This is a genomic window from Pseudomonas sp. OE 28.3 (assembly GCF_014268205.2).
Classification (GTDB): domain Bacteria; phylum Pseudomonadota; class Gammaproteobacteria; order Pseudomonadales; family Pseudomonadaceae; genus Aquipseudomonas; species Aquipseudomonas edaphica.
This window is the reverse complement of record NZ_CP077082.1, coordinates 2,415,269-2,430,626: the sequence shown is the minus strand read 5'-3', so window position 1 is coordinate 2,430,626 and position 15,358 is coordinate 2,415,269. Positions and strand designations below refer to the sequence as shown.

The 15,358-nt window shown below is 62.0% G+C and carries 12 protein-coding genes and 2 pseudogenes; 9 read left to right on the top strand and 5 right to left on the bottom strand.

Going from position 1 to position 15,358, the window contains the following annotated elements; translation table 11 throughout:
- The first annotated feature begins 48 nt into the window (after window positions 1–48).
- Window positions 49–1,362: a tRNA 5-hydroxyuridine modification protein YegQ gene (yegQ, locus tag HU759_RS11090; protein ID WP_186618197.1), complete on the top strand. Its 1,314-nt coding sequence runs from the start codon at window positions 49–51 to the stop codon at window positions 1,360–1,362.
- 65 nt (window positions 1,363–1,427) lie between these two features.
- Here yegQ and HU759_RS11085 read toward each other — a convergent pair whose 3' ends face one another.
- Both HU759_RS11085 and HU759_RS11080 read right to left on the bottom strand, forming a co-directional pair.
- Window positions 1,428–3,107: a methyl-accepting chemotaxis protein gene (locus tag HU759_RS11085; RefSeq protein WP_170040684.1), complete on the bottom strand. Its 1,680-nt coding sequence runs from the start codon at window positions 3,105–3,107 to the stop codon at window positions 1,428–1,430.
- 246 nt (window positions 3,108–3,353) lie between these two features.
- Window positions 3,354–4,673, bottom strand: a complete 1,320-nt coding sequence (locus HU759_RS11080) for a Na+/H+ antiporter NhaC family protein (protein ID WP_169987274.1) — start codon at window positions 4,671–4,673, stop codon at window positions 3,354–3,356.
- A 308-nt stretch (window positions 4,674–4,981) separates the two neighbouring features.
- Between HU759_RS11080 and HU759_RS11075 the strand changes: the two genes are divergently transcribed.
- Window positions 4,982–7,129 (top strand): methyl-accepting chemotaxis protein, encoded by a 2,148-nt coding sequence (locus HU759_RS11075; protein ID WP_017135291.1) that lies wholly within the window; start codon window positions 4,982–4,984, stop codon window positions 7,127–7,129.
- A gap of 114 nt (window positions 7,130–7,243) precedes the next feature.
- Here the strand turns inward: HU759_RS11075 and HU759_RS11070 are convergent, their stop codons facing one another.
- From HU759_RS11070 to HU759_RS11060, 3 genes are read right to left on the bottom strand one after another with little or no spacing between them, the layout of a single operon-like run.
- Window positions 7,244–8,557: a sensor histidine kinase gene (locus HU759_RS11070; protein ID WP_017135292.1), complete on the bottom strand. Its 1,314-nt coding sequence runs from the start codon at window positions 8,555–8,557 to the stop codon at window positions 7,244–7,246.
- Window positions 8,554–9,222 carry a response regulator transcription factor gene (locus tag HU759_RS11065; protein ID WP_017135293.1) on the bottom strand — a complete coding sequence of 223 codons (669 nt, stop codon included), beginning with the start codon at window positions 9,220–9,222 and terminating at the stop codon, window positions 8,554–8,556. Before HU759_RS11065 ends, HU759_RS11070 begins: the two co-directional genes overlap by 4 nt.
- On the bottom strand, window positions 9,222–9,545 hold the full coding sequence (locus HU759_RS11060) for a PepSY domain-containing protein (protein ID WP_017135294.1): 324 nt from the start codon (window positions 9,543–9,545) through the stop codon (window positions 9,222–9,224). The genes HU759_RS11065 and HU759_RS11060 overlap by 1 nt, the downstream gene beginning before the upstream one ends.
- A 171-nt stretch (window positions 9,546–9,716) precedes the next feature.
- On the opposite strand from HU759_RS11060, the gene HU759_RS11055 reads away from it, so the two are divergent.
- The 7 genes and pseudogenes from HU759_RS11055 to codA all read left to right on the top strand — a co-directional run bounded on the left by HU759_RS11055 (window position 9,717) and on the right by codA (window position 15,354).
- Window positions 9,717–10,796, top strand: coding sequence for a patatin-like phospholipase family protein (locus HU759_RS11055; RefSeq protein WP_017135295.1), 1,080 nt, complete (start codon window positions 9,717–9,719; stop codon window positions 10,794–10,796).
- A gap of 76 nt (window positions 10,797–10,872) precedes the next feature.
- The gene (queD, locus tag HU759_RS11050) at window positions 10,873–11,229 is read left to right on the top strand and encodes a 6-carboxytetrahydropterin synthase QueD (protein WP_003237990.1); all 357 of its coding nucleotides are present in this window, start codon (window positions 10,873–10,875) and stop codon (window positions 11,227–11,229) included.
- Between the two features lie 234 nt (window positions 11,230–11,463).
- A pseudogene (locus tag HU759_RS11045) lies at window positions 11,464–11,661 on the top strand (helix-turn-helix transcriptional regulator).
- A gap of 25 nt (window positions 11,662–11,686) precedes the next feature.
- A pseudogene (locus tag HU759_RS11040) lies at window positions 11,687–11,978 on the top strand (hypothetical protein).
- A gap of 9 nt (window positions 11,979–11,987) precedes the next feature.
- Window positions 11,988–12,611: an NUDIX hydrolase gene (locus tag HU759_RS11035; protein WP_186618195.1), complete on the top strand. Its 624-nt coding sequence runs from the start codon at window positions 11,988–11,990 to the stop codon at window positions 12,609–12,611.
- A gap of 140 nt (window positions 12,612–12,751) precedes the next feature.
- Window positions 12,752–14,020 (top strand): cytosine permease, encoded by a 1,269-nt coding sequence (gene codB / locus HU759_RS11030; protein WP_017135299.1) that lies wholly within the window; start codon window positions 12,752–12,754, stop codon window positions 14,018–14,020.
- 98 nt (window positions 14,021–14,118) lie between these two features.
- On the top strand, window positions 14,119–15,354 hold the full coding sequence (gene codA / locus HU759_RS11025; protein ID WP_017135300.1) for a cytosine deaminase: 1,236 nt from the start codon (window positions 14,119–14,121) through the stop codon (window positions 15,352–15,354).
- The last annotated feature ends 4 nt before the right edge of the window (window positions 15,355–15,358 follow it).

Below are 15,358 nucleotides of genomic sequence, written 5' to 3'. Positions count from 1 at the left end.
TGCGTGTGCCAGCTCCTTTACGCTCGCGACCTTTTGCGACCCGAGCCCATGCCCCCCGTGATTGCCCCCGAACTACTCGCCCCCGCCGGCACCCTGAAAAACATGCGCTATGCCTTCGCCTACGGCGCCGATGCGGTCTACGCCGGCCAGCCGCGCTACAGCCTGCGGGTGCGCAATAACGAGTTCGACCACGCCAACCTCGCGCTTGGCATCCAGGAGGCGCATGCACTGGGCAAGCGTTTCTACGTGGTGGTCAACATTGCCCCGCACAACGCCAAGCTCAAGACCTTCCTCAAGGATTTGGCCCCGGTGATCGCCATGGGGCCGGACGCGTTGATCATGTCCGACCCAGGCTTGATCATGCTGGTACGCCGTCACTTCCCGTGCATGCCGATTCACTTGTCGGTACAGGCCAATACGGTGAATTGGGCCAGCGTCGAGTTCTGGCAACAGCAAGGTATCTGCCGGGTAATCCTGTCGCGGGAATTGTCACTGGAAGAAATCGGCGAAATCCGCCAACAGGTGCCGGCCATGGAGCTGGAAGTGTTTGTGCACGGTGCCCTGTGCATGGCCTATTCCGGGCGCTGTTTGTTGTCCGGCTATATGAACAAGCGCGATGCCAACCAAGGCACCTGCACCAACGCGTGCCGCTGGAAATACCAGGCCACGCCGGCGGTGGAGAACGCCACGGGCGATATCGTCCAGCAGTGTGAACCGACCTTGGGTATCGGCGCGCCGACCGATCAGGTGTTCCTGCTGCAGGAAGCCAACCGCCCGGATGAGCAGATGCCCGCCTTCGAAGACGAACACGGCACCTACATCATGAACGCCAAGGACCTGCGCGCCGTGCAGCACGTGGAGCGCCTGGCGCACATGGGCGTGCATTCGCTGAAGATCGAAGGGCGCACCAAGTCCCACTTCTATTGCGCGCGCACCACCCAGGTGTATCGCCAGGCCATTGACGATGCGGTGGCTGGCCGTGCGTTTGACCGCAACCTGATGACTGATCTTGAGTCCCTGGCCCAACGCGGCTACACCGAAGGTTTCCTGCGTCGCCATGTGCACGACGAATACCAGAACTACCAGAACGGCAGCTCGGTGTCGGAGCGCCAGCAGTTTATCGGCGAATTGACCGGCGAGCGCCGGGGCGAGCTGGCCGAGGTCAAGGTGAAAAACCGCTTTGCCGTGGGTAATCATCTGGAATTGATGACACCGGCCGGCAACTTTCACTTTGACCTGACCAACCTGCACAACGCCAAGGGCGAGGTCATAGACGTGGCGCCGGGGGATGGGCACACGGTGTATGTGCCACTGCCGAGCGACATGGACCTGCGCTTCGGCCTGCTGATGCGTGACGTCTAACGCAGGGGCGGTGACAGGCCTATTTGTATCAGCGCCAGGCAAACATACGCTGAGGCCAGGGTTGATCAGATCCTGAACTGCCCCACCAACTGCCCCAGGCGCTGGCCCAGGTCCGCCAGGCTGCGCGAGGTTTGCGCGCCCAATTGGGTTTCATCCGCCACGCTGTCCACCGCCACGGCAATCTGATGCACGCTGCGGTTGATCTCTTCGGCCACGGCGGTCTGCTCTTCGGCGGCGCTGGCGATTTGCGCGTTCATCGAGTTGATGGTGCCAATCAACTGCGCCATGGTATCCAGCGACGCGCCGGCTTGGTTGGCCTGGGCCGAAGTGCCATCACCGGCATCGCTGGAGCGGCGCATGGCATCCACGGCGGCGACGGTGCCTTTTTGCAGGCGGTCGATCATGCCCTGGATTTCCTGGGTGCTGGTTTGCGTGCGACTGGCCAGCGCACGCACCTCGTCGGCGACCACGGCAAACCCGCGACCAGCCTCGCCTGCCCGTGCGGCTTCGATGGCGGCGTTGAGCGCCAGCAGGTTGGTCTGCTCGGCAATCGAGCGGATCACGCCGAGCACGCTGACGATCGACGACACGTCCTGCTGCAAGCTGTCGAGGGACACGCCGCTGCTGCGGATGTCGTTCACCAGCGCATGGATCTGCGCGATGCTGCCATCCACTACCCGCTTGGCGGCCTGGCCTTCAGCGTCGGTCTGTTGCGCGGCCACCGCAGCGCCCTGGGCACTGCGCGCCACTTCGTGGGCCGCCGAGGACATTTGGTTGATTGCGGTGGCCACCTGATCGGTCTCGTGGCGCTGGCGTTCCATGGCGGTTTCCGAGCGCTGGGCCTGATCGGACACCTGGCTGACCAGCCCGGTGAGTTGCGCGGTCATCTCGGTGATCTGGCGCACCAGGCCGTGGATCTTGTCGACAAAGCGGTTGAACGCGCCGGCCAAGTCCCCCAACTCATCCTGGCTGGTGATGGCCAGGCGGCGGGTCAAGTCGCCCTCGCCCGCGGCGATATCGTCGAGGTTGGCTTTCATCAGGCTCAGTGGGCGCAAGATGGTATTGGCCACCAACATGCCCACTGCAGCAATCACCAGCAGCACCACCACCGCCACGCCAAGGATGCTCAGCAGCACGCCTTCCATGCGTTTTTCGACCTTGGCCTCGACCACCGCCACCTGGGCTTCGATGCCATCGAGGTTCACCGACGTACCAATCACCATGTCCCACTTGGGCAGGTATTCGGTGTAGCCAAGCTTGGGCACCAGTTCGGTCTGGCCGGGCTGGGTCGAGCTGTATTGCAGGTAGTGGGTGCCGTCCTTGCCGACCTTGACCAGGTCGCGGTTGACGTAGACACCGTTGGGGTCACGGTTGTCCTTGAAGCTCTTGCCTACGCCGTCCGGGCTGTTGCCCTTGAACAGGCGGATGGTCTCGGAGTCGTAGCCGAAGAAGTAGCCGTCCTTGCCGTAGGTGGTGTTGGACAACAGTTTGACTACCTGCGCCCGCGCCGCCGTGTCGCCGGGGGCGGCCGCGTCGTAGAGCGGCTTGATGGTGGTCATCGCCACTTCCACATAACTTTGCAGCGTGACCTTGGCGTCATTGAGCAGGCGCTGGCGGGTTTCATCCACCTCATTGCGCGCCTGGCCCTGCAGGATCCACACCGTGGTCAGGCTGATGACCACGGCAAACAACAACACAGGCACGACGGCCAGGGACAGGACTTTGGCCTTCAAACTCAGACGCATGGCTTTTCTCTCTTATTCGTGGCGACTTGAGAGGTTAACGGCCAGTGGCGAAATATCTGTAGGACACCTTGGCTGAGTGGCGACTGGACTGTTGTGGCGAACAGGCTTGCCCTGCGTTGGGCTGCGTAGCAGCCCCCTTTTCAGGCGCCGTAACACGCCAGGTAGATCGAGGTGTCTGGATTCAGGACCGCTTCGCGCTCCAACGCAGGGCAAGCCTGCTCGCCACAATTGAACCTGTTCCAGATACTAGAGGGTCATCGCGGCAAACCAGCCAAACGCCAGCAACGGAATGTTGTAGTGCAGGAAGGTCGGCACCACGGTGTCCCAGATATGGTGATGCTGGCCGTCAATATTCAGGCCGGAAGTCGGGCCGAGCGTGGAGTCCGACGCTGGCGAACCGGCATCGCCCAGCGCCCCCGCCGTACCCACGATGCACACAATCGCCAACGGACTGAAGCCCAGCTGCACACACAACGGCACAAAAATCGCCGCCAGAATCGGCACCGTAGAAAAGGACGAACCAATGCCCATGGTCACCAACAGCCCCACCAGCAACATCAGCAGCGCGCCCACACCACGGCTGTGACCAATGAATGCCGCCGAGGCTTCCACCAGTGAGCGCACGTCACCGGTAGCCTTGAGCACTTCGGCAAACCCCGATGAGGCGATCATGATGAAGCCGATCATCGCCATCATCTTCATGCCTTCGGTGAACAGGTCGTCGGTCTCGCGCCAGCGCACAATGCCCGACACCGAAAAGATCAGAAACCCAGCCAGGGCGCCGATGATCATCGAATCCAGCCACAGCTGAATGATAAACGCCGAGGCAATTGCCAGCCCGGCCACCAGCAGGGTCAGCGGGTTGTACTGCACGGCTACTTGCTCGACGCGCTCGATTTTTTCCAGGTCATACACACGCTTTTTGCGGTAGCTGATAAACACCGCCACCAGCAGGCCCACCACCATGCCCAACGCCGGCAAACCCATCGCGTGAGTGACGTTGACTTGGCTGATGTCCACGCCGCTCTTGGCCACGTTGGCCAACAGGATCTGATTAAGGAAGATATTGCCGAAGCCCACCGGCAGGAACATGTAGGGCGTGATCAGGCCGAAGGTCATCACGCAGGCGATCAGCCGGCGGTCCAGTTGCAGCTTGGTCAGCACGTAAAGCAGTGGCGGCACCAGCAGCGGGATAAACGCAATATGGATCGGCAGAATATTCTGCGAAGCAATCGCCACCACCCACAACAGACCAATCAGCAGCCATTTGACATGACTTCCGCCGGTGGCTTCCTGGCGATCGACCAACAGCAGCGCCTTGTCCGCCAAGGCATGCGCCAGGCCGGACTTGGCAATCGCCACCGCGAAAGCGCCGAGCAAGGCGTAGGACAACGCCACGGTCGCGCCGCCGCCCAAGCCGCCGTTAAAGGCCTTGAGCGTGGCCTCGATGCCCAACCCGCCGGTCAAGCCACCGACCAGGGCGCCGACGATGATGGCGATGACCACATGCACACGGGACAAACTGAGCACCAGCATGGTGCCGACCGCGGCGATGACTGCGTTAATCATGGTTACCTCAAGCAAAAAACATAAAAAACAGACAGGCCCGCGACCGGGCGGCCATCAAGTGGCGTCCGTGTGCAGGCTTTAAGAGGTCTTATTAGAGGGCGCGCACTTTGCCGCAGGCGGGCCGTCATGTCAAAAACTGTGGCGAGGGAGCTTGCTTCCGCTGGGCTGCGCAGCAGCCCCAAAAAAACAGGAGCGCTGCGCACTGGAGCGCCAGCGGGAGCAAGCTCCCTCGCCACAGAATAAAGAAGCGTGAAAGGCAGCCGATACAAAGGCTCTCTGTGTTTTCAGGTTAAGGATGCTCCTCGATGTCGCTTAGACAGCTCTCCATTCAATGGAAAATCACCCTGCTCGCGGGCCTGTGCCTGCTGGGGATCGTGACCCTGCTGGTGGGTCTGTCGCTTTTTCGCATGGAGCAGAGTTCGCAACAGGTCAAAGCGTCCAGCATGCAGATGCTCGACGCGTCCGCCCAGGCGCGCATCGAGGCCCAAGGTGAAGTGCAGGCGCTGGGCATTCGCCAGCAATTCATGGACGCCTATCAGTACGGCCATGGTTTTTCGCGCCAAGTGTTGTTTTTGCGTGAGCAGGCGGAAAAACGCTTCCTCGACGCCTTCGATACCCGCGAAGACCTGACCCGCCAAGTCAAGGCCGCCCTGCAAGCCAACCCCGATCTGCTCGGCCTGTCGTTGGTGTTTGAGGCCAATGCGCTGGACGGCAAGGACGAGTTGTTCGCCAATCAGGCAGAACTGGGCAGCAACGACAAAGGCCGCTTCGCCCTCTACTGGTCGCAGCCCACACCCGGCAAACTCACCTCCATGTCACTACCCGAAAGCGACATGGCCGACATCAGCGTCGGCCCCAGCGGCGAAAAGGCTAACGCCTGGTTCACCTGCCCACGCACTACGCTGAAACCCTGCGTGATCGAACCGTACTTTTATGTGATCGACGGGCAAAACGTGCTGATGACCAGCATCGTCTTCCCGTTGATGGTCAACGGCAAAGTTATTGCCTCGCTGTCGGTGGACATCAACCTCAACAGCCTGCAGGCCGTGAGCCAACAGGCCAGCCAGAAGCTGTATGACGGCCAGACCCAGGTCAGCATCCTCAGCCCCACCGGTTTGCTCGCCGGCTACAGCCCGGACGCCGGCAAACTCAGCCAGCGTCTGGATCAGGTCGACAGCGCCAGCGGCGCGCAACTGATCAGCGTACTGGCCAGTAACCCCCAGACCAGCAGCCTGCGTACCGACCATCAACTCAAGGTGCTGGCGCCCTTCGCGCCGATTCCCGGCGGCAAGCCGTGGGGCGTGTTGCTGGATGTGCCGGAAAAAGTCCTGGTCGGCCCCGCCGAAACACTCAAGGCGCAGTTGGACGCGGACAACGCCCGTGGCACGCTGCTGGAATTGAGCCTGGGCCTGCTGGCGGCCGTGGTTGGCTTAGTGCTTGTGTGGCTGATGGCCCGCAGCGTGACCCGGCCGATCCTCGGCGTGGCACGCATGCTCGAAGACATCGCCAGCGGCGAAGGCGACCTCACCCGCCGCCTGGCCTACGACAAACAGGATGAACTGGGCCAACTGGCCGGCTGGTTCAACCGCTTCCTCGACAAGCTGCAACCGATCATTGCCCAAGTGAAACGCTCGGTGCAGGACGCCCGTGGCACTGCCGACCAGTCCGCCGAAATCGCCACGCAAACCAGCGCCGGCATGGAGCAGCAATACCGTCAGGTCGACCAAGTGGCCACCGCCTCCCACGAAATGAGCGCCACCGCCCAGGACGTCGCCCGCAGTGCTGCCCAGGCGGCACACGCCGCACGCGATGCCGACCAGGCCACACGCGACGGCTTGAGTGTGATCGACCGCACCACCACCAATATCGGCAACCTGGCGGCGGATATGAGCACCGCCATGGCCCAGGTCGAAGGCTTGGCGGCCAATAGCGAGAAGATCGGTTCGGTGCTGGAAGTGATTCGCGGCATCGCCGAGCAAACCAACCTGCTGGCACTCAACGCCGCGATCGAAGCCGCCCGCGCCGGTGAGGCTGGGCGTGGTTTTGCGGTGGTCGCCGACGAAGTACGCAACCTGGCGCAGCGCACCCAGGAGTCGGTAGAAGAAACCCGCCTGGTGATCGAGCACCTGCAAAGCGGCACCACCGACGTGGTTGGCTCCATGGGCAATAGCTATCGGCAGGCCCAAGGCAGTGTCGAACAGGTCGGCCAGGCGGTCACCGCCCTGCGTCAGATTGGTGAGGCGGTCACGGTGATCAGCGACATGAACCTGCAAATCGCCAGCGCCGCCGAACAGCAAAGCGCCGTGGCCGAAGAGATCAACAGCAATGTGGCGACGATACGGGATGTGACTGAATCGCTGTCGGAGCAGGCGAATGAATCGGCGCGGGTGAGCCAGGCGTTGAACAGCCTGGCGAATCAGCAGCAGGGGTTGATGGATCAGTTTCGGGTGTAATGATCGTTCCCACGCTCCGCGTGGGCGCGCCTCCTGTGACGCTCCGCGTTGCCCGTCGACAGCGGGACGCCGAGCGTCCAAGGCGGCGTTACCACGCAGAGCGTGGGAACGATCTCAACGTTTGGGTAATTCGATCAGCACCTTGAGCCCGCCCAGCTCGCTGTCCTGCAACCGCAACGTACCACCCCACACCTCGACAATATCCCGCACGATCCCCAGCCCCAGGCCATGGCCGTCAATCTGCTCATCCAGACGCGCGCCCCGGCTGAGCACTTGCTCACGCTGAGCCGGCGGGATGCCGGGGCCGTCGTCTTCGACTGCCAGCAGAAAGCTGCGCGGGGTTTCGCTGACCGTCAAGCGCACGTCGGCATCCGCCCATTTGCAGGCGTTATCCAGCAGGTTGCCGAGCAGTTCCAGCAGGTCTTCGCGGTCCCAGGGCAATTGCAGGCCGGGGTCGACGTGGTAGCTCAAGTCCAGGTGTTCACCGTGGATCATGCTTAAGGTGGCCAGCAGGCCGGGCAGTTCTTTTTCACAGTCAAACAGCGCGCCGGGCAGGGTTTCACCGGCCAGGCGGGCGCGGTTAAGTTCGCGGTTGAGGCGTTGTTGCACCTGGTCAAGCTGCTCGCGCAGCAGCTTGCCGATTTCGGGGTGGTCCTTGAGCGCTTCACTGGAGGCTGCACTCAGTAGCACCGCCAATGGGGTTTTCAGCGCATGGCCGAGGTTGCCCAAAGCATTGCGTGAGCGCTTGAGGCTGTCTTCGGTATGGGCCAGCAGATGGTTGATCTGCGCCACCAACGGCTCCAGTTCCAGCGGCACTTGGGTATCAAGTTGCGAGCGCCGGCCCTGTTGCAGTTGGGCAATCTGGTTGCGTGCCGTCTCCAGCGGGCGCAAGGCGCGGCGCACGGTGACCCGTTGCAGGATCAGCACCAGTAACAGCGCCGCCAAGCCGATGATCAGGCCGATCTGGCGCATCAGGCGAAAGCTTTCGCGCACGGGCGTGTAGTCCTGGGCCACGCTGATGGAAATTGACTGGCCGAAACGCTTGTAGTCCGAACGCAACACCAGCAGTTGCTGGCGTTCCGGCCCCAGTTGCAGGTTGCCCTTGAGCCCCGGCTCGGTCAGGCGCGGCAGTTCCTGGTCCCACAGCGAGCGGGAGCGCCAGTGAACGTCGGCAAAATCAATGCGGAAATAATGCCCGGAAAACGGTCGCTGATAGGCCGGTGACAGACGCTGCTCATCCAAATGAACACCCTCCGGCCCACGCACCAGTGCTGCCAGCAGGTTCTCGCTGTCGTTGCGCAGCCCGGCTTCCAGGTAGCGCTGCAAACCGGCCTCGAACAACCACAAACTGGTCTGCGCCAGCACCACGCCCACCACCACCATGACGCTGATCAGACCCAGGCTCAAACGCCGTTGAATCGACCTCATGCCGGGGCGGCGCCAAACCGGTAACCCTGGCCACGCCGGGTTTCAATCACACTGCGCCCCAATTTGCGGCGCAGGTGGTTGACGTGCACTTCCAGCACATTGGAGTCGCGCTCGGTTTCGCCGTCATACAAATGTTCGGCCAGATGGCTTTTCGACAGAATCTGCTCCGGGTGCAGCATGAAGTAGCGCAGCAGGCGGAATTCAGCGGCGGTCAGCTGGATCTCGTCGCCATCGCGCAGCACACACTGACGCCCTTCATCCAGGTGCAGGCCGGCGGCTTGCAGCGTCGGCTGGTTGGCCTGGCCGTGGGAACGGCGCAACAATGCCTGGATGCGCAGGTAGAGTTCTTCGGGGTGAAAGGGTTTGCTCAGGTAATCGTCGGCGCCGGCCTTGAGCCCTTCGATACGTTCGGCCCAGGAATCGCGCGCGGTCAGCACCAGCACGGGCGTGGCCAAGGCCGCGGCGCGCCATTGCGCGAGCACCTCCAGGCCCGGCAGGCCCGGCAAGCCGAGGTCGAGGATGATCAGGTCATAGGGTTCGCTGCGGCCTTGATACGCGGCGTCGCGCCCATCGGCCAGCCAGTCGACCGCGTAGCCCTGGCGCTGCAGACCGGCCAACAGTTCATCAGCCAGCGGTACGTTGTCTTCCACCAGAAGCAGGCGCATCAGTCGTCTTCCTTATCTTTGAGCAGCTTACCGGTACTGGCGTCGAGCTCGATTTCGCGCACCACGCCTTCGACGGTCAACAGTTCGATTTCGTAGATATAGCGCACCGAGCGATCCTTGTGCTCCTCAAGCTCGGCGTCCAGCAGCTTGGCACCCGGGTAGCGCTCCAGCGCCGGCCCCAGCAACTGTTCCAGCGGCGCGATGACGCCCTCCTGACGCAATCGCAGGGCTTCATCCTGACCAAGGTCATGGGCCGACAGGCTGGCGCTGCTCAGTAGCAATACCAGCGCCACCTGACTGCCCGCGCGTAGATTTACCTTCATTACGTATCCTGATGTTCCTTGAGGGCGGCCCGATGCGGGACATGGGCCACCACGGTACCCGTGACAACTTAACTGAAACTGAATTGCCACCATGGCAATTTTCAATCGGCAACCTTACCCATCGCTGCAAGAATTCTCTTATATTGCCTGTTCGCTGCAACCGAGACCTGTATGACTGCCATCCACATCAAGTTTCCCGCGCTGACCCTCAAGGCCGGCAAACGCGCTTTCACACGCATTCGCGAGCAAGGCCTTGCGCCGGCGGATGTCGGTATCCTACCCGGTGCGGCCGGTGGCCCCAAGGCGTTGGGCATTCAAGGCCTGGACCTGGCGCTGTTCGGCGATTGGCTGCCACGCGCGCCGCGTGAGCGTGCACTGATCGGCGCGTCCATCGGCTCCTGGCGGTTCGCCAGTGCGTGCCTGCCCGACCCGGTGCAAGGCCTGCTGGACCTCGGCCGCTTGTACAACGAACAACGCTTTGCCAAGGGCGTGACCATGGCCGAAGTCAGCCACAGCTGCCAGCGCATGCTCGACGACCTGTTGGCCGGCCGCGATGCGCGGGTGCTGGACAACCCCGACTATCGCCTGAATATCATGGTGGTCAAGAGCCACGGCCTGCTCGCCGATGACCACCGTGGGCGACTGGGGCTGGGCCTGTCGTCGGTGATTGCCGACAATCTGCGTGGCCGTGCGCGGCTGTCGCGGCATTTTGAGCGGTTGATCATCCACGACCCGCGCCAGGCACCACCGGTGCATGCGCTGACGGACTTTCCCTCGCGCTTCCTCGACCTGCAGGTGGGCAACCTGCGCCAGGCGCTGCTGGCCTCCGGTTCCATCCCCATGGTGATGCAAGGCGTGCGCGACCTGCCCGGCGCAGGCACGGGCACTTACCGCGACGGTGGCCTGCTGGACTATCACCTCGACCTGCCCTATCACGGCGACGACATTGTGCTGTACCCGCATTTCACCGACCGGGTGATCCCCGGCTGGTTCGACAAGGGCCTGCCGTGGCGACGCAGTAATCCACAAGGCTTGCAGGATGTGCTGCTACTGGCGCCCTCCAAAGACTACCTGGCCCGTCTGCCCCATGGGAAATTGCCGGACCGCAGCGACTTCAAGCGCTTTATGGGCGATGACTCTAGCCGCAACAAATACTGGCAAACCGCGATGAGCGAAAGCCGACGGCTGGGGGATGAGTTCCTGCAACTGGCGGACAATGGTGGGCTGGGCGAGCGGCTGCAAGCGCTGTAACCCAGCGGTATGCGCGGCAGAGGATCAAACTGTTAAACTCGCCGCCTGCCAGATACCTGACCGAGCTGAAAATACTGTGGAAATCTTCAAAGAGTTTACCTTCGAGTCCGCCCACCGCCTGCCCCATGTACCGGAAGGCCACAAATGCGGACGCCTGCACGGGCATTCGTTCAAGGTGGCTATCCACCTGAGCGGCGACCTGGATCCCCATACCGGCTGGATCCGCGATTTCTCGGAAATCAAGGCGATTTTCAAGCCGCTCTACGAGCGCCTCGACCATAACTACCTCAATGACATCCCTGGCCTGGAGAATCCGACCAGCGAAGTGCTGGCCAAGTGGATCTGGACCGAACTCAAGCCCCTGTTGCCGGAACTCAGCGCGATTCGCATCCACGAGACCTGCACCAGCGGTTGCATCTATCGCGGCGAGTAAGCGCTTGAGTGTTTAAAACCACCTGCGGGTGGTTTTTTTATGCCTGGCCACTGCAGTTGTAAAGCGTGCTTGACATGAAAAACCTGCACACCCAACGTAAAGCATCCTTTGCTTAAACTTCAGCGACGGTTTCCTGGAAACCGCGGGCCTGCCGCGCCTGTCGGCCTTCATGGTCTGGCCGATCATGGGCGGCGTCTGGTGTGTGGCCACAATCATTGGCACAAGGCGCTATCAATGAATAATCAGTTGCGCCAGTTACGCGCAGAACTGGGTTGGTCCCAGGCCGATCTGGCGCAGCGCCTGGGCGTGTCGCGCCAGACCATCAACGCCATCTAGACCGGCCGCTACGACCCGAGCTTGCCGCTGGCGTTCAAGATCGCCAAGGTGTTCGAACGGCCCATCGAAGCGATCTTCGAAGCGCCAGTGGACTGAGCCGTTATGACAGGAGCACGCTGAATTGATACGCCCCGCCACTGCCGACGATAGTGCCGCTATCGAGGCCATCGTCCAGGCTGCCTATGCGCCCTACATTGAGCGCATCGGCCGCAAGCCCGGGCCTTGGTTTCGGCCGACAACTGATGGATTTTGCCGAACAGCAGGCACTTGATGCCGGCTACAGTGCCATCCGCCTCTACACCAATGAGGTGATGACCGAGAACCTCGCGCTGTACAGTCGCCGTGGCTATGTGCAAACCCATCGCGCCGAGGAACACGGCCTGCGCCGCGTATTTATGATCAAACATCTATAGGAGCACCCCATGGAAAACCTCTGGCTGGCCCAGGCCAAACGCTTGCAGGCACTGGCGTCCACGGGGCTGCATTTTTGCACTGACGACTTTGAGCGTGAGCGCCTTGAGGAAATTGCCGAGATTGCCCACAGCATGCTCGCGCAACTGGCGGATGTGCCGCTTGCGCGCATCACCGGGCTGGTGCCGGATTTTGCCAAGCGTTATTCAACCCCGATGATTGACGTACGCGGCGCGGTGATCGAGGGCGACCGGATACTGCTGGTGCGCGAATTGACCGACGGCTGCTGGGCCCTGCCCGGTGGGTACGCCGATATCGGCCTGTCGGCGGCGGAAAACATCGTCAAGGAGATCCGTGAGGAAGCCGGGCTGAGCGTCACGGCACGCGCGCTGTACAGCGTCACGCACAAGGCCAAGGGCTTGTATCGCCCGGATGTGCGGGACTTCTACAAGCTGTATTTCCTGTGCGAGCGGGTCGACCAACGGGCGCCGATGGCGGGTTTTGAAACCACTGAAGTGGGCTTTTTTACCCTCGACGACCTGCCGCCCCTGTCCCGTGGGCGCACCATCGAAAGCGACCTTGAAGCGGCGTTTGCGTTTCATCGTGGCGATACCACCCAGACGCTGTTCGACTGATCCATTTTGTCTCACCGCTGCACTGCTTTCGTGCCTGCTTGGGCGCGCTCGACACAGCTGCCTGGCGACAAATACGCCGCGCTGCCGGTTTGGCACGCGCAGTGCAACAGCGCTGCGTCAGTCATCCAGGGAGCAAGGCCATGACGCAGCAAGAACCGGGTAACGATTACCCCCTCAGCGAAGTGCCGATGCATGCGCGCAAGGGCCTTGCGTCCACCGCCATGGTGTTGCTGGGCTTCACCTTCTTCACCGCGACCATGTTCGCCGGCGGCAAGCTGGGCGTGGCGTTCAGTTTTACCGACATGCTCGGCGTCGTGGCCCTGGGTAACCTGTTGCTGGGTATTTACGCCGCAGGCCTGGGCTACATCGCCTTCAAGAGCGGCTTGAATTCGGTCCTGATGGGGCGCTTCTGCTTTGGCGAGGTGGGCAGCAAACTCAGCGACTTGATCCTCGGCTTCACCCAGATCGGCTGGTACGCCTGGGGCACCGCCACCGCGGCCGTGGTGCTGGGCAAATATTTCGAATTGAACCAAGGCACGGTGCTGGCACTGATGGTGCTGTTTGGCCTGCTGTTCTGCGCCACCGCGTATATCGGCTATCGCGGGCTGGAGATTCTGTCCTATATCGCGGTGCCGGCCATGGGCATCCTGCTGTTGCTGTCGATGTGGGTCGCCACCGTCAAAGTCGGCGGACTGAAGGGCTTGCTGGCAGTGGTGCCGACGGCGGAGCTGGACTTGTCCACCGCCATCACGCTGGTATTCGGCACTTTTGTCAGCGGCGCCACCCAGGCGACCAACTGGACGCGTTTTTCTCGTTCGGCCAAGGTCGCGGTGCTGGCCAGCCTGATCGGCTTTTTTATCGGCAATGGCTTGATGGTGTTGATCGGTGCCTATGGCGCCATCGTCTATCAGCAACCCGATGTGGTCGAAGTACTGTTGCTGCAAGGTTTCGCCATGGCGGCGATGGTCATGTTGCTGCTCAACATCTGGAGCACGCAGGACAACACCATCTACAACTTCGCTGTGGCCGGCTGCAATCTGCTGCGTACCCGGCGGCGCAAAACCGTAACCCTGGCCGGCGCGGTGATCGGCACCCTGCTGGCACTGCTTGGCATGTACGACTTGCTGGTGCCTTATCTGATTCTGTTGGGCACCGTGATCCCGCCGATTGGCGGGGTCATCATGGCGGACTTCTTCTACCGCTATCGCGGCCAGTACCCGCGTCTGGCCGATGTACGCCTGCCGGCGTTCAATTGGCCAGGGCTGGCGGCGTATGCCGTGGGCACCGTGCTGGCGTTTCACTCACCGTGGGTGGCGCCGTTGGTGGGGATTGTGGCCGCGTCCCTGGCCTACATCGCACTCACCGCGGCCCTGCGCGTGCGCGCACCTTTGGCTGACGTACAGGCATGAACCCGACTGTTGCCATGAGGATGGTAACCTTGTGGCTGATAACCCTGATGACCTGGCGGCTGACTGCCTGATTATCCAAAGCCAAGAGGAACTTGCCCATGCATATCATCAATGCCCGCCTGCGCAACCGTGAAGGCCTGCATGATCTGCACCTGGAACACGGCCGGATCGCCCGCATTACTGCACAAACCGTGGCGCCGACATTAACAGCTGACGATCTCGACGCCGCTGGCAACCTGGTCATACCTCCGTTCGTGGAACCCCATATCCACCTGGATGCGACGCTGACCGCTGGCGAGCCACGTTGGAACATGAGCGGTACCCTGTTCGAGGGCATTGAGTGCTGGGGCGAACGCAAAGCCACCATCACCCAGGAAGACACCAAGGCTCGCGCCAAGAAAACCATCCAGGCCCTGGCCGCCCATGGCATCCAGCATGTGCGCACCCACGTTGATGTCACCGACCCTGACCTCACCGCGCTCAAAGCCATGTTGGAGGTGCGCGAAGAAAGCACGCACCTGATCGACCTGCAAATCGTCGCCTTCCCGCAGGAAGGCATCGAGTCTTACCGCAACGGCCGCGAACTGATGCAGGAAGCCATTCGGCTGGGCGCTGATGTGGTCGGAGGCATCCCGCACTTTGAATACACCCGCGACCAAGGGGTTAGCTCGGTGAAGTTCCTGATGGACCTGGCCGAACGCACCGGCTGCCTGGTGGACGTGCACTGCGACGAAACCGATGACCCGCACTCGCGCTTTCTCGAAGTACTCGCCGAAGAAGCCCGCAGCCGCGGCATGGGCGAGCGCGTCACCGCCAGCCACACCACGGCGATGGGTTCCTACGACAATGCCTACTGCGCCAAACTGTTTCGCCTGCTGGGCCACTCGGGCATCAGCTTCGTTTCATGCCCTACCGAAAGCATCCACCTGCAGGGCCGCTTCGACAGTTTCCCGAAACGCCGAGGCGTCACCCGCGTCAATGAACTGCTCGAGGCCGGCATGAACGTCTGCTTCGGCCAGGACTCCATCGTCGACCCATGGTACCCGCTGGGCAACGGCAACATCCTGCGCGTGCTGGAAGCCGGTCTGCACATCTGCCATATGCTGGGCTACCGCAACCTGCAAAGCGCCCTGGACCTGGTCACCGACAACAGCGCCAAGGCCATGGCCCTGGGTGACCGTTACGGCCTGGAAGCCGGTCGCCCGGCCAACCTGCTGGTGCTTTCGGCAGACAGTGACTACGAGGTGATCCGCAGCCAAGGCCTGCCGTTATATTCGATCCGCAATGGCAAGGTGCTGATGCAACGCAGACCGGCACAGGTGGAGTTTTTGTAAGCCC

Excerpts from the sequence above, each read along its gene's own strand:
- yegQ (WP_186618197.1), top strand. The coding sequence starts at position 49 with ATGCCCCCCGTGATTGCCCCCGAACTACTCGCCCCCGCCGGCACCCTG.
- HU759_RS11085 (WP_170040684.1), bottom strand. The coding sequence starts at position 3,107 with ATGCGTCTGAGTTTGAAGGCCAAAGTCCTGTCCCTGGCCGTCGTGCCT.
- HU759_RS11075 (WP_017135291.1), top strand. The coding sequence starts at position 4,982 with ATGTCGCTTAGACAGCTCTCCATTCAATGGAAAATCACCCTGCTCGCG.
- HU759_RS11070 (WP_017135292.1), bottom strand. The coding sequence starts at position 8,557 with ATGAGGTCGATTCAACGGCGTTTGAGCCTGGGTCTGATCAGCGTCATG.
- HU759_RS11065 (WP_017135293.1), bottom strand. The coding sequence starts at position 9,222 with ATGCGCCTGCTTCTGGTGGAAGACAACGTACCGCTGGCTGATGAACTG.
- HU759_RS11060 (WP_017135294.1), bottom strand. The coding sequence starts at position 9,545 with ATGAAGGTAAATCTACGCGCGGGCAGTCAGGTGGCGCTGGTATTGCTA.
- HU759_RS11055 (WP_017135295.1), top strand. The coding sequence starts at position 9,717 with ATGACTGCCATCCACATCAAGTTTCCCGCGCTGACCCTCAAGGCCGGC.
- HU759_RS11035 (WP_186618195.1), top strand. The coding sequence starts at position 11,988 with ATGGAAAACCTCTGGCTGGCCCAGGCCAAACGCTTGCAGGCACTGGCG.
- codB (WP_017135299.1), top strand. The coding sequence starts at position 12,752 with ATGACGCAGCAAGAACCGGGTAACGATTACCCCCTCAGCGAAGTGCCG.
- codA (WP_017135300.1), top strand. The coding sequence starts at position 14,119 with ATGCATATCATCAATGCCCGCCTGCGCAACCGTGAAGGCCTGCATGAT.